Annotated in this window: 13 protein-coding genes and 1 tRNA gene; 11 read left to right on the top strand and 3 right to left on the bottom strand. The window is 40.6% G+C overall.

The genetic code is table 11. The annotated features are described in order from the left end of the window. Positions 1 to 193: 193 nt before the first annotated feature. Positions 194 to 267: transfer RNA gene (locus DFR60_RS07050), tRNA-Pro, on the bottom strand. Positions 268 to 370: 103 nt separating this feature from the next. On the opposite strand from DFR60_RS07050, the gene DFR60_RS07045 reads away from it, so the two are divergent. Genes DFR60_RS07045 through DFR60_RS07035 form a run of 3 tightly spaced genes read left to right on the top strand, consistent with a single transcriptional unit; the run spans position 371 to position 4,452 of the window. Further along, positions 371 to 1,186, top strand: a complete 816-nt coding sequence (locus tag DFR60_RS07045) for a Cof-type HAD-IIB family hydrolase (RefSeq protein ID WP_110322263.1) — start codon at positions 371 to 373, stop codon at positions 1,184 to 1,186. A 51-nt stretch (positions 1,187 to 1,237) separates the two neighbouring features. After that, positions 1,238 to 2,668, top strand: coding sequence for a dihydrolipoyl dehydrogenase (gene lpdA / locus DFR60_RS07040; RefSeq protein WP_110322262.1), 1,431 nt, complete (start codon positions 1,238 to 1,240; stop codon positions 2,666 to 2,668). Continuing rightward, positions 2,665 to 4,452: an aminopeptidase P family protein gene (locus DFR60_RS07035; RefSeq protein ID WP_110322261.1), complete on the top strand. Its 1,788-nt coding sequence runs from the start codon at positions 2,665 to 2,667 to the stop codon at positions 4,450 to 4,452. Before lpdA ends, DFR60_RS07035 begins: the two co-directional genes overlap by 4 nt. A 136-nt stretch (positions 4,453 to 4,588) precedes the next feature. On the opposite strand, the gene DFR60_RS07030 is transcribed toward DFR60_RS07035, so the two are convergent. Next, on the bottom strand, positions 4,589 to 4,924 hold the full coding sequence (locus tag DFR60_RS07030; protein WP_110322260.1) for a helix-turn-helix domain-containing protein: 336 nt from the start codon (positions 4,922 to 4,924) through the stop codon (positions 4,589 to 4,591). Between the two features lie 179 nt (positions 4,925 to 5,103). On the opposite strand from DFR60_RS07030, the gene DFR60_RS07025 reads away from it, so the two are divergent. Further along, on the top strand, positions 5,104 to 6,198 hold the full coding sequence (locus DFR60_RS07025) for a GGDEF domain-containing protein (protein ID WP_110322259.1): 1,095 nt from the start codon (positions 5,104 to 5,106) through the stop codon (positions 6,196 to 6,198). A gap of 121 nt (positions 6,199 to 6,319) precedes the next feature. On the opposite strand, the gene DFR60_RS07020 is transcribed toward DFR60_RS07025, so the two are convergent. After that, positions 6,320 to 6,925 (bottom strand): prolyl-tRNA synthetase associated domain-containing protein, encoded by a 606-nt coding sequence (locus DFR60_RS07020; protein WP_110322258.1) that lies wholly within the window; start codon positions 6,923 to 6,925, stop codon positions 6,320 to 6,322. Between the two features lie 381 nt (positions 6,926 to 7,306). On the opposite strand from DFR60_RS07020, the gene rlmD reads away from it, so the two are divergent. From rlmD to DFR60_RS06985, 7 genes are all read left to right on the top strand, one after another. Beyond that, positions 7,307 to 8,791 carry a 23S rRNA (uracil(1939)-C(5))-methyltransferase RlmD gene (gene rlmD / locus DFR60_RS07015; RefSeq protein ID WP_110322257.1) on the top strand — a complete coding sequence of 495 codons (1,485 nt, stop codon included), beginning with the start codon at positions 7,307 to 7,309 and terminating at the stop codon, positions 8,789 to 8,791. 37 nt (positions 8,792 to 8,828) lie between these two features. Continuing rightward, positions 8,829 to 12,782: a P-loop NTPase gene (locus DFR60_RS07010; protein ID WP_110322256.1), complete on the top strand. Its 3,954-nt coding sequence runs from the start codon at positions 8,829 to 8,831 to the stop codon at positions 12,780 to 12,782. A 548-nt stretch (positions 12,783 to 13,330) separates the two neighbouring features. Continuing rightward, positions 13,331 to 14,011 carry a hypothetical protein gene (locus DFR60_RS07000; protein ID WP_110322254.1) on the top strand — a complete coding sequence of 227 codons (681 nt, stop codon included), beginning with the start codon at positions 13,331 to 13,333 and terminating at the stop codon, positions 14,009 to 14,011. Between the two features lie 46 nt (positions 14,012 to 14,057). Beyond that, positions 14,058 to 14,306: a DUF1016 N-terminal domain-containing protein gene (locus DFR60_RS30820; protein WP_243004995.1), complete on the top strand. Its 249-nt coding sequence runs from the start codon at positions 14,058 to 14,060 to the stop codon at positions 14,304 to 14,306. Positions 14,307 to 14,433: 127 nt separating this feature from the next. Beyond that, positions 14,434 to 15,009, top strand: a complete 576-nt coding sequence (locus DFR60_RS30815) for a PDDEXK nuclease domain-containing protein (RefSeq protein ID WP_243004994.1) — start codon at positions 14,434 to 14,436, stop codon at positions 15,007 to 15,009. Between the two features lie 533 nt (positions 15,010 to 15,542). Beyond that, positions 15,543 to 16,535, top strand: a complete 993-nt coding sequence (locus tag DFR60_RS06990) for a restriction endonuclease (protein WP_110322253.1) — start codon at positions 15,543 to 15,545, stop codon at positions 16,533 to 16,535. 741 nt (positions 16,536 to 17,276) lie between these two features. Continuing rightward, positions 17,277 to 17,633: a hypothetical protein gene (locus tag DFR60_RS06985; RefSeq protein ID WP_146218581.1), complete on the top strand. Its 357-nt coding sequence runs from the start codon at positions 17,277 to 17,279 to the stop codon at positions 17,631 to 17,633. Positions 17,634 to 17,671: the final 38 nt, after the last annotated feature.

Below are 17,671 nucleotides of genomic sequence, written 5' to 3'. Positions count from 1 at the left end.
GCATTATATTGCGGCAATACGTATACAGTCTCTTCTTCTATTGCTGGTTCCAGAAGGGTACCATAATGGTCAAGGATATGTGAATCAATCAATAATAATTGTCTTCAACTGTTTTCAAAAAATGGCGCTTTTTTGGCTAATAAAAAGTGCCGGATGCCTTATAAAATAAGGCAAACCAGCACTTCTGTGTGAATCGGAGTAACAGGATTTGAACCTGCGACCTCTCGGCCCCCAGCCGAGCGCGCTACCAAGCTACGCCATACTCCGTTTCTGGTCACTATGGTATTATAGCAGAAAGTTTGCGATTTGAAAAGTATATTTGTTGAAAAATTTTATATTTTAAGATATGATGGTAAGGACGATATGATTCATGGAGAAAAGACAGGTGAGAAAGAATATGAAACCGATCGTGAGTTTTGATGTAGATATGACACTTTTGGACCATAAGGACTGGACGATACCGGACAGCGCCATGGAGACCCTGGAACGGCTCCGGGAGAATTACACCATTGTGCTGGCCACCGGCCGCGACATGGATTCCAGCTTCAGCGTCGTGTTAAAGGAACAGATCAGGCCGGATGCCATCATTCATTTGAATGGAACGAAGATTACGGTGGGGGACACGATTATTTACGAGCATCTGTTTGATAAGGAACTGATGAGACAGATCATTGCCTATGCACAGGAGGATGCAGCCTGCAGCGTGGGAGCCAGTGTGGGCGGGTATGATTACTACGTGCATCCGGAAGTGGTAAACCGCCACGATACGGATCTGTGGGGAGAATGCGGACGCCGGTTTGCGGACCCGTGGAAGCTTCCTGATTTGGATGTCAGGACAATGGCATACATTGGAGATGAAAAGGGCGCAAAGGCCATGGGGGCCCGGTTTCCCGAGGTAAATGTGCACATGTTCGCGGAAAAACGGGGCGCGGATGTGGTGGAGAAGACAGCCAGCAAGGCTATGGGGCTGATCCGCCTCTGCGACTATTTTAATATCCCTCTTTCCAGTACAGTGGCGTTTGGGGACAGCATGAACGATTACGATATCGTGAAGACGGCAGGCATCGGAATCGCCATGGGAAACGCCATGGAAGAGCTTAAGGAGGCCGCGGATTATGTGACTGATGCCGTGGATTCGGACGGTATCCGCAACGCCTGTATTCATTTTGGGCTGATCCGGTTATAAGGGTGTGTGGCATTACTTTTATGAAAATATACAGGGAAGGAAATAAGTAGCATGGCAAAACATTATGATATCTTTATCATAGGCGGCGGGCCCGGCGGTTATACGGCTGCGCTTAAGGCAGCAGGGCTGGGGCTTAAGACTGCAATCGCAGAGAAGGAAAAACTGGGCGGGACCTGTGTCAATAAGGGGTGTATTCCGACGAAGGCTCTGCTTCATGCCTCCAGTATGTTTGCAGCGTTTCAGAGCTGTGATGTATTTGGAGTATCGGCTGATTTCATTTCTTTTGACTTTAAAAAAATGCAGGACTATAAGAAACGTTCTGTAAAAGAGTACCGGAAGGAAGTTCGGGAATCGATTGAACATGCGGGAGTCGACTATATCGAGGGAACGGCGACGATCCGCCGGGGACGGACCGTGGAGGTCAACAGTCCTTCAGGTAAAGACTATTACGAGGCAGATCACATCATCATCGCAACGGGGGCGAAACCGGTGATACCGGATATTCCGGGAGCGATGCTGCCGGGCGTTCTGACGAGTGACCGTCTGCTGGCTTCCGATACCTGGAATTACGACCGCCTCACGATTATTGGGGGCGGCGTGATCGGAGTGGAATTCGCAACGATATTCCAGGCGCTGTGCTCCCATGTGACGATCATCGAAAGCCGGGAGCATTTACTGGGACCTATGGACAATGAAGTTTCCGAGGTCCTGGAAAATGAACTGAGACGGAAAGGAATCGCTGTCCAGTGTGAGGCAAAGGTCCTGGAAATCCGCGAGGAGGAACAGGGACTCATCTGCGTTTATGAGGCGGATGGAGAGGTGCGGACGATCCGTTCCGGCCAGATTCTCCTGGCAGCAGGCCGAAAGCCGAATCTGGACGGACTTTTTGGACGCGATGTCAGCCTTGCCATGGAAGACGGATGTCTTAAGACGGATTCAGAGTTCCGAACCAGTGAATCCGGCATTTACGCCATCGGCGATGTGACGGCCGGCAAGATGCTGGCTCATGTGGCGGCGGCCGAGGGTACTTATGTGGTTGAAAAGATCGCGGGCGTGCATCACACCATACGGCTTTCCGTGGTTCCGAATGGCATGTTTGTGGAACTTCCGGTCGTGCCGGGATGCATTTATACCGAGCCGGAGATTGCTTCCGTCGGAATTACGGTGGAAGAAGCGAAGGCCCATAACATGAAGGTGCGCTGCGGGCGCTACTCCATGAGCGGTAATGGAAAATCCATCATTACCAGAGAACAGAGCGGATTTATTCATCTGATTTTTGAGGAATATTCCGGGACTATTGTCGGCGCTCAGATCGTCTGTCCGCGGGCCACTGATATGATCAGTGAGATGGCGACTGCTATCGCAAATGGCCTAACAGCGGATCAGCTCATGCTTGCCATGAGGGCCCATCCGACTTACAGCGAGGGCATAACGGCGGCAATCGAGAATTATTATGAAGCAAAAGGAGACGAAAGGTTATGATTCAAGAGAGAATTGCAGCATTACGAAGCCTGATGGCGGAGCGCCAGATTGACGCTTACATGATTCCAACCTCCGATTTTCATGAGTCGGAATACGTGGGCGATTATTTTAAATGCAGGAAATTTATCACTGGTTTTACAGGGTCCGCCGGTACGGCGATTATCACGCAGACAGAAGCGAGACTCTGGACCGACGGCCGGTATTTCGTACAGGCGGCGAAGCAGCTGGAGGGATCCGGCGTGCTCCTCATGAAATCCGGTCAGGAGGGCGTTCCGACCGAGGAAGAGTATCTGGCAGAGGTTATGCCTCAGAACGGAACCCTGGGTTTCGACGGCCGTGTCGTCAACAGCCAGCTGGGAGAGAAGCTGGAAGAACTTCTGGAAGACAAGCACGTGAAATTTTCCTGGAAGGAAGACCTGGTGGATCTCATCTGGGAAGACCGTCCGGCGTTATCCGCTGAACCGGTCTGGATTTTAAAAGAAAACTACGCGGGCAAATCAGCAGCGGATAAGATTGCCGATTTAAGGGAAGCGATGAAGAAGGAGAAGACTACGGTCCATGTCCTCACCACGCTTGATGATATCGTGTGGCTGTTAAATATTCGTGGAAATGATGTCGTCTGCAATCCCGTAGTCCTTTCCTATGCATTGGTGACGATGGAACGGTTCTATTTATTTATCAATGAGGCGGTTCTGGACAGCGAAGTGAAATCCTATTTAAAAGAGCTGGGCGTTACCGTACGGCCGTACAATGATATTTACGATGCGGTGAGCCAGTTAAAGGGCCAGAAGGTGCTTCTGGAGACAGCGAAGACCAACTATGCAATTATCAGCAATCTGGATGAATCCAATGCAGTTGTTGACCGTATGAATCCGACCGCTCCGGCCAAAGCAGTTAAGAATCCGGTTGAGATCGAAAATATGAAGAAGGCCCATATCAAAGACGGTGTGGCCATGGTGAAGTTTATCTGCTGGCTGAAAAAGAATATTGGAAAGCAGACCATCACCGAGCTTGACGCGGAGCATTACCTGGATAATCTGCGCGCAGAGCAGGAGGGAAATCTGGGACTTTCGTTCCATACCATATCCGCTTATGGGGCAAATGCGGCGATGTGCCACTATTCCGCGACGCCGGAGAGCAACGCGGCTCTGGAGCCAAAAGGACTCTATCTGGTAGATTCCGGCGGACAGTATTATGAGGGAACAACCGATGTGACGAGAACGATCTCCCTGGGGGAGACGACGGAAGCAGAACGGGAACATTTCACCCTGAGCGTCATCAGTATGCTGCGTCTGGCCGCTGTAAAGTTCTTATATGGGTGCAGAGGACTTACACTGGATTATGTGGCGAGAGAGCCGCTCTGGAGCAGAGGACTGAACTTTGACCACGGAACCGGCCACGGAGTAGGCTATCTGTTAAATGTTCACGAACGCCCCAACGGAATCCGCTGGCGTATGGTGCCGGAACGCCAGGACAACTGTGTACTGGAAGAAGGCATGGTGACTTCCGACGAGCCGGGCGTATATATTGAAGGCAGCCACGGTGTGCGTACGGAAAATCTTATTGTCTGCAAGAAGGCAGAGAAGAACGAATACGGCCAGTTTATGGAATTTGAGTTTCTGACCTTTGTGCCGATTGATTTGGAAGCACTCGATAAATCCCTGATGAACGAGCGGGATGTGGAACTCTTAAACAGCTACCACAGCGCAGTATATGAGAAGATATCCCCGTATTTGACAGCGGAAGAGGCCGAATGGCTGAAGGAAAATACGAGGGCGGTATAAGTAAACGTAAATTTAAGTAAGCGTAAATTTACAATTGCTTAGATTTAAGATATAAGGCGGAGCCATGCGGTGTGAATCCTGTCAGGGGCGGTGAAAAATAGATTTTCATCGTCTTCCTGACGGGAATTCACGATCGCTATGGTTCCGCCTGTTTTTGGGTTATTTCTTTACGAAGCCGCATCAGAAGCGGAATAATCGCTTCCCAATCCTCTTGATCCAGTTCTTTCAGCAACTCCATGGCCCTGCGGAACTGTGGCGGTTCCGCCATTTCTGTATCAAAGAATTCCAGCGGCGTAATTTCCAGGTAATCGCATATTTCGAAGAATTGTTTCATGGAAGGCATGGAGCGGCCAGAGGAAATACCCTGAATGTAACTCTTATTTTTACCAAGATCCAGACTCATCTGGTATTCCGAGACATCCTTTTTCAAACGGAGCTCTGTAATTCTGTTTCTGACAAACTGTTCATTCATTCTTATCACCTCTATGGTTAATCATAAAGGATAATCTTTCCCGACATTCCGTTTTATATGCGTAATAATGGCAGAAAAATCGGTTGCATATACGGATAAAAAGCGTTATTATATAAGTTAGAAAAACGAAAGAGAATGATAAAAAGAAAGTGCGTGCCTATAGGGCGAGAGGATGTCCGATGACAGAATATTTAAAAAAGAGGAAGGATAAATGGTCCTGGAAAAACTGGGCTTTTTTATGCGGCCTGATCTATATCCTGATCATGGCAGGAATGTTTGGCTGCTGCCGAATGCAGTTCGGAGGGGCGGCAGGCGGCTTGATCGCGGCTGTGTTTGCAGTATCTTTGGCGGCAATGGCCGTGATGACTGTGATTTCTTATCCGGTGAGGAGGGAAAAGGAGATAATGCGGGAGTGTGGCCAGGAGCAGGACGGGCAGGAGGTGCAGGAAGCATTATATAGGCAGGAGGTGCAGGAAGCATTGTACCGGAGACTGGGGGAATTTGCCGATACGGTCCTGTTTGAGTATCGATACCGGGACGGAGCGATTCTATTTACACCGAACGCGTCCGGTCAGATCGAGATTCCGGTTTTAAAGAATGTATTGGAGAAATACGTGAAGCGTCCGCCGGCGCAGGGAGAAAACAGATGCTTTGAGTTTCGTATGAAAGCGAATAAGGAAGAATACCGCTGGTGTATCTGTCACGTCAGGGCAGAGTACGACGGGGCGGACACGCCTGTTTGTCTGATCGGAAAACTGGATGATATCACCAAACAGAAGGAGCGGGAGGAGCAGCTTCTCTTCCAGTCCACCAGAGACGGTTTGACCGGCGTGTATAATAAGACGGCATTTGAATATATGATGGAAGAAACTTTAAAAAGAGGCAGCCGCGGCTGTTTATATATGATCGATATTGATAATTTCAAGGACGTGAACGACCAGTACGGCCATCAGGCCGGGGATAAGATTCTCGTTAAAATCGGGGAACTGCTGCGTGAAATTTTCCGGGATTCCGACTTGATTGGCCGGGTGGGAGGCGATGAATTCGTGGTCTATTCCGAGTGCGGCGAGACGAAAACGAGGGCGATGAAGCTTTTAAACGGCACAGCGGATTTTACGAAGGAAGGCGAACACCGGATTTCTGTGAGTATCGGAATCGCAGCAAGCACTGGGGAGCTGGACGAAGAGTATCAGGAACTGTTTTCCAAAGCCGATCAGGCGATGTACCGGGCGAAACAGGAGGGGAAAAATCGGATTGCCTGGTATGAGGAGTAGGCGAGAAGAAGAGATGTGAAAAGGGGATTAGAATAAGGATAAGAAAAAATGGCTGCGTTGAAAACGCGGCCATTTTTTATGCAGCAGGCAGTACGATGGGTGAAATGATAAGGAGGGAGTTCTAATTCTGATCGTCGGGCAGATATACCAGAGTGTAGGCGTGGTTGATGCGTGGTAAGAAAATTTCGATAATGTCCGAGGTGCGGATTTTTAAACTGGACGTATTGATACAGGGATGACAGCCGAGAAAATCCTGTTCAAGAATAGCCTTGTCAATCAGCAGGCGGACACAATTTTCTTTATCATTCATCAGGCCCAGAACGGAGACGGAGCCAGGCGTTATGTTCAGATACTCTTCCATAAATTCCGGTTCCGCAAATGAGAGTCTGGCTGAGCCGATTTGTTTTGACAGGACTGCTGTCCGAAATTTTTTATGTCCCGGGATCATGAGAAGATAAAAACTGTTTTTCTGAGCATTGCGCAGAAATAAATTTTTACAGATATTTGTGTTTAAAAGTGCATCGATATCACGGCATGCTTCTATCGTAGCGGTCGGATCATGATCCAGACGCTGATAGGCGATTCCCAGCTTGTCCAGTAGATCGTAAGTGTGTATCTCTTTATCTGGACGCCCGGCAGGATTCGCAGGCCGTCCGGTATATAGGGTGCGGTCTAAGTGAAAGTCCGGTATGGGGGTAACACATTCTCCTGGCGTAATGTTTGTCATATGGAGTGCCTCTTTCTGTTTGAAATCTGTCAAAGGAGTAATAAGAATCCTGGTGTTATTATACTAGAGTGTGGGAAAAATGCAAGGGTAAGCTGAGAGATAAGCAGAGCAGACCGGACGGAGAAGACGGACAAATGGGCCGTGAACTGTAACTGATACAGGATTGACAGGACAATGTTTTTTTCCATGGTTTTATACAGCGTCTTGTATTATAATAAGTTCTATAAAGGGAATGGTTATCGATTGATTGTAACGATAGAATGGCTTTTACTGAATATTATATTTAGGAAGTTATCATATTTGGCAGTTTAGCAGCGGAAAGTGTTGGAGGGAGCCAAATACGCCATGAACATAAAAGAAGAAAAAGGAAGGCAAAATCAAATGATTGAAAACCGGCTGAAAGCGGAAAGACCGAGGGTAGTGACAGAAAAGGCGACAAAAGGAAAGCGTGATGATAAAGCTGCAAAAGACAGCAGTTCAAGGCAGGAGAAGAATAAAGCGCCCAATGCAGGCAGGAAGATGGGACGAAAGACGGATTCGGGAGAGAAAGCGTCGGATCAGAAAAAAGGGCCTAAAAAGGAGCAAAGAGCAGGCGGAAAAGGAAACTGGGGCAATGACAGCCAGAAACCGAAGTACGATACAGGCAGGAACAGAGCTTCTGGCGGGAACTCCAATTTACAGAGCAGGGAAGGAATAAAAGTGGACAGGCAGCCAGTCAGAAAGAATACTTCTGCATGTCCTGTGTTTTTGCGCTGCGGCGGATGTCAGCTTCTGGATATGCCTTATGAAAAACAGCTGAAGATCAAGCAGGCAAAGCTGGAAGAATTATTAAAACCCTATTGTAAGGTGCAGCCGATTATTGGAATGAAGGATCCTTTACACTATAGAAATAAGGTACACGCTGTTTTCGACCATGATAAAAAGGGAAATCCCGTTTCGGGGGTGTACGAGGCGAATACTCATCGTGTCGTTCCCGTAGAGTCCTGTCTGATTGAGGATCAAAAAGCGGATGAGATTATTGGAACCATCAGAGGCATGTTAAAGTCATTTAAGATTAAAACGTATGATGAGGACACGGGATATGGTCTCCTTCGTCATGTCCTGATACGGCGGGGATTCACAACGGGTGAAATTATGGTCGTTCTGGTTACCGCTTCTCCTGTATTTCCTTCAAAGAATAATTTTGTACGGGCATTGAGAGAAAAGCACCCGGAAATTACGACGATTGTTCAGAATGTAAACGGCAGGGACACCAGTATGGTACTTGGTGACCGGGAGAATGTGCTGTACGGCAAAGGCTATATTGAGGACATCCTGTGCGGCTTCCGTTTCCGGATCTCTTCTAAATCATTTTATCAGGTAAATCCTGTACAGACAGAGGTGCTCTATCGGAAAGCGATGGAGCTGGCCGCACTTAAGGGGAAAGAAACGGTGATTGACGCGTACTGCGGTATTGGTACGATTGGGATCGTGGCAAGTCAGGAGGCAGGCCAGGTGATCGGCGTGGAATTAAACCGCGATGCAGTGCGGGACGCAGCTCAGAATGCTAAGATCAATGGGATTAAGAATGTGCAGTTCTATTGTAATGATGCCGGTGCGTTCATGAGCAGGATGGCGGACAATGGAGAACACGCCGACGTCGTCTTTATGGACCCGCCAAGGAGTGGAAGTACGGAAGAATTTATTCAGGCGGTAGTTAAGATGAAACCGGAAAAAGTGGTCTATGTGTCCTGCGGCCCGGATACGCTGGCCAGGGATTTGGCGGTGTTTAGGAAGATGGGGTATGAGGCGAAAGTGGCGTGGGGGGTGGATATGTTTCCAGGGACGGAGCATTGCGAGGTTTGTGTGAAATTGTGTCGAAAATAGATGTATGCATTAATTTGGACAGAGAGTTGGTGTGAAAATGGCGAAAAAGAAAGCGGGTAAGGCAAAAAAGATAAATTCTTGTATATCTAAGTCAACTATTCAAGAAGTGCAGGTGTCAAGAACTGGAGGGCAAATTGCACTCACAGGATTTACTTATCAATTTCTATATTCTTGCTATTTGATATTGTCTGAAATAGATGAAAATACTGTTTTTTATTTAGAGGGAATAGAAGATATTGATAAGATTAGACTTGTAGATTCAGATGATTGTAATACTCATATACAATTAAAATATTCAACTCAAAAACAAGATGCCAGTTTTTTAAAAGATGTTCTAAAAAACTATTTAGAAGTCTATCTTATTGATAAAAAACGAAATTTTAAATTGATTTATGATTTTCAGGTTGCTAAGGGAAATTTGGGTAAACTTTTTGATAGCAGTTTAGATGTTACATCCAATACTTATTGGAAAAAAATAATTGAACAAATTAAAAAAGAAAATCCTTTTTGGAATTGGAATAACTTCTCATACGACAGCTTTATCTCTAAGCTTTCCTTTGAAAAAATAGAAAAAAATACTTTGTCTCAAGAAATAGAAAAGCTGTTGATAGGCACTTACGATATTGTAACAGACAATATTTCTATATTTGCAAATGGTCTTAAAATTTGTTGTTTAGAAAAAATGGAACACAGAAAGAGCATCAATAAAAAAGAGCTTGATTCAGTAATTCTCAATATTAAAGATGACATTAGTAAGGGGATCCACAATCCGGCAAACAGTTGGATAAAAAAAGTTATTTTTGAATCTGGAGATAACACTGAAACAGACTATAGCTATTATGAAGGTAAGAAACCTTCTTATCAAGATATTGCACGGCACTTACCAGTTAAAAGAACTTTATTAGAAAAGGAAGTTGCTACATCTATCGAAGATAATAGAGTAACTGTCATTAAAGCATCGAGCGGTCAAGGTAAAACAACCTTGGCTCTTAAAGTAGCATATGACTTGCAAGAGCAATATACAATTTATCAGCTTTTATGGTGTAATGACCATAAAGAGTTGAATAATATAGTTTCTTATTTTGCCACGAGAGTAAAAATGGGAGAAAAGCCACTAATTATTATTGATAATCTAGATTCTCAACTTAGTGAGTGGAATAGATTAGCCCAACTTCTGCAAGATGAGGTAGCATATCATTACAGATTATTAATAACAACCAGAGAAGATGATTGGTATAATTATAGCGGAGATTTAAGCAACGTTAAATCCTTGCAAGTAGTTAAATTGTTTCTTGGTGAAGAAGAAGCACAGGATATTTTTAACGTGCTCAGTCAAACAGGTAAATTGCACCCATCAATTACAAATTGGCGAAAATCGTTTAGGATTGTTGAAAAAAAGAAATTACTGATTGAATATATTTATTTACTTACCCATGGCGAAATGCTAACGGAGCGAATCAATAATCAAATTATTCAAATTAGTGGTACTGATTCTGGTAAGATTAAGTGTGAAATTCTTCGTAAGATTTGTTTCGCGGACATATGTGGAGTTAAACTTTCGGCAAAGAAACTCATTGGTAGTTTAACAGAAACAACCTCTCAAGACTATGGCGAAGTGCTAAAGAGTATTGAAAATGAATTTTTAATTCGCATTGATAATAAGGAAAAATATATAGAAGGATTACATCCAGTTCGCTCACAGCACATTGTTGATAAGCTGCATGAATTTATTGAGGTAGAAACTACTGCATTGCAAGTTATAAATATTGCAGATTCTACTTATTACACCAAACTATTTTCTTATCTTCCAAAGATAATAGGTAATAAAGAAAGTTTCTATTTGCAATTAGTTGAGGTGATATGGGATAAAAACAATTTGACCCCATATGTAGATGCTTTACGCGGCATATTTTCCGGCAGTGTTATGCAATATTACCTCGCCAATCAAAGTATTTATGATGATGCAAACGAACATGGTGGTTTATTCCTTTTAGATATGGAGTTAAATCCATTTACTAAATTTGAGGAGATAGACACGTCCCTAAACACTTTAGATGATATACAAAAAATAGTGCCGGCTAACAAAAATATAGAATATCTATGCAGCCTCAGAAATACTACACCGAAAATAGAGATATCAAAAACAGACATCTACTTTCTGTGTAAAGCGCTATATGAGCGCTTTAAAAATGATGAAGTCTTTAATATTACATCAGATATTACTTCATATGCTACAATTATGTATTGGCTTATTAACATTGACCATTCTTTTAATTTATCAAATAATATTCCCCTAGAATTGCTTTGGGAACGCTGCAACAGTTATTCCATGGATACTATATCCACAATTATGTATACTAGTTTTTGTGGAAATAGAGAAAGCTATATGGCGTATGTTAATGAAAATCTAGATAGTATTTTGGCATATCTAAGAAATGAAACTGAATCACTACAAGTATATGTTAACGAGAAAAGAGATGAAGTCCATGTGAATTATATTCTTTTTGCAAGCGAAATAAATAAGGGTAATGACGAAAGTGTATCAAGAATAAAAACCATATGTAAAATGCTTCCTATTTTTGATACCTATTGTGCTGATACTATTAAACCGATGATAGATGCACTGTCTGGATATAAAATTCCAAATGATGCACATAAGATAATGCCAATCAGAAATATTGTAATTATGTTTCATCAAGAATTTACATCCCTTTGGAGCAAAACAATTCTCAGCAATTATGAATGCGATAGTATTTACGAATGGATAGAGCATTGGTTTCATATTAGAACCAATATTGTAAATTTGTCTAATAAAATTGTTATGTGCATTCATAAACTATTGGAGCAAAAACAATTAGGCAAACTTGCAGATGAAATAGATGAACTTCGAGAAGAATTAAATAAAAACCTGATTAGAGAGTATAGGTATCCTTATGAGGATAGACCTTTTGACGAAAAAGCAAATCTTCCAGAGGGGTTAAGTAAAATTAAAAGTGACTTTTTTCAAAGTATACAAAATTTCTATAACCAAATAGTTGGATTCTTGAGTAGAGATAACGAAAAAACTCGATTAGCATTAATTAATTTACGGCAGGCATTGTCGATGCTAAAGAAAATGCAAACATACTTTAACGAGATATGTATAGAACAAAAAATACTAATGGAAAAACATCAAGAACTGTGCGAAAATGAAGATGAAGCATATCAACACCTGATGAGTTCATGTCAATATTTTAACGAACACAAACCGAGTAAATACTTTAATAAGTATCAAATAAATATTTGGTATGAGAAGAACTATCAAGAGAAACTTATAAAGACTTCAGATACATTAAGCGATTTATCAGCTGCATATTCCATAAGTTTTCCTGAAGATTATTTCTCCGATGGTATACTCAGTAAATATCCAATTGTTGTGAACAATTTTGATTTGACAGATAGTGATAAACTTATGCATCTCTTGTATCTATGCACCCCTTTTGCCGAATTAGAATATGATTATTTGCTTCTCTTATTTTGCAACAAACCTAATGTGTTAATTCCTAGTGGGCTTAAGATTCCGAAGAAATTTTTGGGGACACTAAAACAATGTGTCGAAAATGATGATGAGTCTTTGGTAGATGAATTGGGTCTGCCTTTTCCTATAGAGATTACATCGCAGATTGTGGATTGTTTTGCCAATGTATATGATGTTGAAAAACCTGCTGTTACAGGATACGAAAATGTTGACCGTGTAGGCGAACTGTTATGGGCTTTCTCAAAATCTCGACAAGTGCTAACTAACTATCAGGATGAAGCGTATTTTATTAGTATTGAAAAGAGGTATAAAGACGAAATTTTAAAACTTCTTAGTGACATTAGCGACAAAATTGTAGATGAGCCTTTTACTGAAATCTCAAATATTTGCAAGGCTGTATTTGAAGGAGATGAATTTTTGGATGTAGAACTAAATGCATTTTACAATAATCTCAACAGCCTTTGCTTGAATTAACTTCAGTTAGCATATTTTTAGGGGAATTTTAGAAATGAGAACGCAGTGGCTGGAGAACGGAGAAAAATCTGAAAATCAAATTAGGAGGCTCTAATTCACCCAAATGACAGGACAAATAATGAGTACTAAAATAATACGGTGTCCAGTAGGGCGCGAATTACAATGGCTTCTCAAAGGGCAAACTGCGCCTTTCGGGAATCTTTTTTACAGCTTCAACACATGTGGAAACAGTGGCGTTGCTCGTGTGGAAACCTTGATTCTAGGCGGGGGTGTGGGATTATTTGGAGAAAATGGAGTTGTGTTTCTACGGAAAGTGAGATGGATAAGTTTCCATAGAGGCAAGGTGGGGTAAATATTTCTATAAGGTTTTGTTACATGGTTTTCGGAAAATAGATGCCACGGGGCAAAACCCTTACTTTTGGCAAAACGTATACTCCATAGCCAAAGTCCCACTTATGAAGACAATGTTTGCCCTTATGGTAATGGACTGTTCGATTAAATATAGTAAACTAAAGTCAGTGAAAAATTGGATTTTGGAGGGAATTGTTATGATAATAAAAGGTTTTCCGTTAATCAAATTTCAAAGTGCAAAGCGAATTGAGGACTTACAAAATGGTCTTATTTATATGAACTCGTTAGAATGGTACCGTAATCATGAGAGTGAAAATGGTGATATTGTAGTGGGGGATTCGTTTGAAGCAAAATTTCATATTAATGAAGCAAAATTTAATTTACTTGATATGGGAGATGAAATTGAGATTCATGATAAACTCATAACAACTAGCGTATCAAATGATTATGCGTATTGCATGTTTGGTATTAATCCATACAGAAATAGCTTTAGTTTTACAAATGAACAAAAAGAAATCATAGAAAATTTTGGAGATACTGCTCTGTTAATATTAGACAAAGATGAATTTATCAATAGAGTTCAAACTGAAGCATTAAAAAAAGGCCTTGATGTTTATAATGGTTTTGTTCAATACTATGAGGAAAAAGAAGATTCGGTAAATTTGATTTTGTCTTTACTTTCTGGAATGCATAATATTGCATTTTGGAAACGAAAAAAGTACATTTATCAACAGGAGTATAGATTTTTGATTCATACTCAAAGCTATGAACGTGAACATTTGGAATTGAATATTGGAGATATACGTGATATTTCAAGGGTTTTTAAAACATCAGAGATATTAAACGCCAGAGTTATTAAAATTGAAAAAGAGGTATAATTAATAATATTGTTCTCATAACAGTATATTGAAGGAAGGATGAACCATGGAAGAACAATTTTATGAACAAATTAAAAGAATTCTTTCTGAAGCCAGAAATAAAGTATATCAAACTGCAAACTTTGCAATGGTGGAAGCATACTGGAATATAGGAAAAAGTATAGTGAAACAGCAGGATGGTGATGAGAAAGCTGAGTATGGAAGCAGATTAATAGCGGAATTATCCAAACAAATGACTGTAGATTTTGGAAAGGGTTTTACGCCAACTAATCTTAAATACATGAGGCAGTTTTAGCTGACGTTTCCAAATAGTCACGCACTGCGTGACGAATTGAGTTGGAAACATTATCGTCTGCTAATGCGTGTGGAAAATGAAAACGCTCGTCGCTTGAAAGGCAAATCAATTCATTTTTTATGAAAGATTGCTTTCCAGTCAAAACAAAGAAAAGGTTACAGAAGAAAGTTTAAAATTAGAACCTGTAAAAGTGCCGGAGGATATTATTCGTGATCCGTATGTATTAGAGTTTCTGGGACTGAATCCTAATGATGATTTTTTTGAAAATGATTTAGAGGAGGCTTTGATTACGCATTTACAGAAGTTCCTTTTGGAATTGAGGCGTGGATTTTCTTTTGTTGCAAGACAAAAAAGAATTACATTTGACGGTCGCCATTTCCGAATTTATCTTGTATTCTATAATTATATTTTGAAATGCTTTGTATTAATTGATTTGAAAATTGGAGATTTAACACATCAGGAGTTGGGACAAATGCAACTGTATGTACATTATTATGAACGTGAATTGATGAATGAAGGAGATAATCCTCCAATAGGAATTGTATTGTGTGCGGATAAAAGTGAATCTGTAGTTAAGTATACGTTGCCAGAAAATGAAACTCAGATTTTCGCTTCAAAGTATAAGCTATATTTGCCAGGTGAAGAGGAACTATTACGAGAATTGCAGAGAGAGTATGAAGCGTTAGAATATGATAAGAAATAAGAAAATTAACATTCTGTTTTTTAACAAAGAATAATTCCGGTTAGAAAATTATTAAAGGGGGTAAAAATATTCATAAAGGGGTGATTTTCACACAAAAGGGGTAAGAGGGGTAAATTGATAGGAAAAAGATACCCCACTGCGCTTTTATAATCACCCTTTTGCCATGTAGTATAAAATATCCGTCCCACCGCATTGCGAGGTCTGTGTGGAATTGAGGCGAAAATGATAAGATAGAAAAGGTATAGCCATATGCTAATATTTTATTAAATCTTCATGATATTTTACTATGTAAAACTATTGAATAATGAATTAAATGTGGTATAATATATGTGTCAGGACGATCGAGTTCTGGGGATTGAAAAAATAGTTTTACTTAGTGGGAAAGATAATACCTGATGTAATATTGCATAAGCATTACGTCAGGTTTTTCTCTATTACTTTAAAGTAATGATGGATTATGGCAAAAACGATAATTTAAGGATAGTGTCATCAGAAATTAAAGGCATACCACCGAATTAATATGGAGGAGCAAGATGGATATGTATTTTCATTTCCCACCGGATTTATTTAATATCCTAGTGGATACAATTCCAAGATTGAATAAAACAAAGAAAGATTTATTGTTATTTTTTCAAAATGTAGGAGTGCCTAGTACATACTTGCAGCCATATTACTTACTATTAAATACAAATAGATCACAATTTAAGAAGTTTGATGTAACAAGAGAAGTTTTGGCTACTTTGAATGAACAGACAGAAAAAATGCTTGGTGTTCGGAGAAAACTTTTGCAGAGGATTGTGGAGTTTGATTCATTTGAAACATGTTACCCAAATGATAAAGACAGGGCAAAGGCAAATGTGTCTGATATTCAGAAAATAGTTAAATTAAAGGATACGGTCACAAAGTACGAGAATTATCTTAGCAGGGAACAAAGCGAAAAAATACAAGAAAAACAGAAAGTAGTTGATAAATTGTGCCAATCAAGAAAACACTTTGTTGATTTAGAACAGAGATTTGCCCAACTTTTTTCTATTCAGAACCCTCAAGAAAGAGGAAAAAAACTTGAACAGGTCCTTAATGATATTTTTATGTATTTTAAAATTGGTGTAAAGGAAGATTTCGTTATTTACGATGATGAAACGGGTAAAAATTGTGAACAGATAGATGGTGTGGTGGAAATAAATCATTATCTAACATTGGTAGAAATGAAATGGGAAAAAGAACCTATAGGCGTAGATAAAGTTGGAAGATTTATGTCACGCTTATTGGTAAGAAAAAATGTAGATGGAATTATTGTATCATATGCCTCCTTTACGGAAACGGCTATCCTCACCGCAAAAGAGGCATTATCAATTTCTGTTCTTGCATTAGTCGATTTAAAAGATATATATGACGTGCTGAATCAAAAAAAAGATTTAGTGGATTTTTTCTCAGAACTTATAAAAAATGTGAAACTATATAAAAATCCCAAGCCCAGAATTGATATAAGTGGACTTAAAAATATAGATTTCAATTACTATGATTAAGTAAGTTGTTAAAGCAATGGGGCATTAAAAGTTTCACTATGGTACAATCATGATTTTCAGCAATCCGAGTTGCAGCCTATAAGAACGTGATAACGGTTTGTCTGATGGAAAAGGATTACCGCCGAGGGATAAGTAGGTTTTAAAGACATCATTATCATACACTCAACACATACGGAATGCGTTGTCCTGTTGCAGCGTGTAAGTATGGCAACAGGAAAGCGATTGTGAGGCGAGAATGAGGATATGAAAAAATTGTATTAAGTGTAAGCTGTATGAAAATGTAAATGGATCAAAATCACAGCATGACTTTGTGATCTGTTTCTGTGGTATCTATAGTGTAGATGACGGGTAAGAGTATCCGCGCCGATTAACGGTAAGAGAGGAAAGCTAATGAAGTGTCATTAGCAGAACATGTATAATTAAAAATTTTGAACTGAGAGATAATGATGAAAAAATAATGCACTTCGAAACATATATATGGGTATAGCTTAATGTTTGCTATTTTAGTAAATTAATTTGAAGAAGATTAAAAAACACAGTTTTGGGGCGATTTATGCGAATATATAAGCCTGCTTTTGGGCTTCATTAATTAATTTGAATATGAGGAAGAAGCATGAATACAGATAAAGTCAAAACAAGAATAGTATTTGGAGAGTTCCTCTGATTTCAGTAATTGCTGGCTTTTTCTATACCCCATTTTATGTAAGAAGTGTAATTTGTTTTGGCGTAATCGAACCCGGTGTGATTGACAGCCGGGTATCACTGCTGATAAGCGCAGGAATCCTAGTAGCGGTTTTAGTGTTGGGTGGAATGCTGCTGTTTCGGAAACAGTCAAAAAAGGAAATATTTATTTCTGTGGTAGTTGTTTCTGCTTATGGAATGATACTGCTTCTGATTCAATTACTCATCGGAGCAACAACGGGGCTTGCTGCGGTTGTATTTATGTACTTGGGACGGCCGCTGGAATGGACCGGTTTTTTCTCGGAGCTTTCTTTCTGCTTAAAAGAGCGCTTTGAAATTTTCGTTTCTGCGATTAGGTGGTTGAGATTTTTAGTTCCCTTTGCGTTTGTGTTATTCGGCTGTAAAACAGATGAATAAAAAAATAACTTTGGAATTGGTAAGAGGAAAAAGATATA

It is taken from the genome of Hungatella effluvii (genome assembly GCF_003201875.1).
Lineage (GTDB): Bacteria > Bacillota > Clostridia > Lachnospirales > Lachnospiraceae > Hungatella > Hungatella effluvii.
Note: the sequence above shows the minus strand (reverse complement) of the source record. Positions and strands in the feature narration are given on the sequence as shown.

Coding starts and splice junctions, on each gene's coding strand:
- DFR60_RS07045 (WP_110322263.1), top strand. CDS start 371: ATGGAGAAAAGACAGGTGAGAAAGAATATGAAACCGATCGTGAGTTTT.
- lpdA (WP_110322262.1), top strand. CDS start 1,238: ATGGCAAAACATTATGATATCTTTATCATAGGCGGCGGGCCCGGCGGT.
- DFR60_RS07035 (WP_110322261.1), top strand. CDS start 2,665: ATGATTCAAGAGAGAATTGCAGCATTACGAAGCCTGATGGCGGAGCGC.
- DFR60_RS07030 (WP_110322260.1), bottom strand. CDS start 4,924: ATGAATGAACAGTTTGTCAGAAACAGAATTACAGAGCTCCGTTTGAAA.
- DFR60_RS07025 (WP_110322259.1), top strand. CDS start 5,104: ATGACAGAATATTTAAAAAAGAGGAAGGATAAATGGTCCTGGAAAAAC.
- DFR60_RS07020 (WP_110322258.1), bottom strand. CDS start 6,925: ATGACAAACATTACGCCAGGAGAATGTGTTACCCCCATACCGGACTTT.
- rlmD (WP_110322257.1), top strand. CDS start 7,307: ATGATTGAAAACCGGCTGAAAGCGGAAAGACCGAGGGTAGTGACAGAA.
- DFR60_RS07010 (WP_110322256.1), top strand. CDS start 8,829: ATGGCGAAAAAGAAAGCGGGTAAGGCAAAAAAGATAAATTCTTGTATA.
- DFR60_RS07000 (WP_110322254.1), top strand. CDS start 13,331: ATGATAATAAAAGGTTTTCCGTTAATCAAATTTCAAAGTGCAAAGCGA.
- DFR60_RS30820 (WP_243004995.1), top strand. CDS start 14,058: ATGGAAGAACAATTTTATGAACAAATTAAAAGAATTCTTTCTGAAGCC.
- DFR60_RS06990 (WP_110322253.1), top strand. CDS start 15,543: ATGGATATGTATTTTCATTTCCCACCGGATTTATTTAATATCCTAGTG.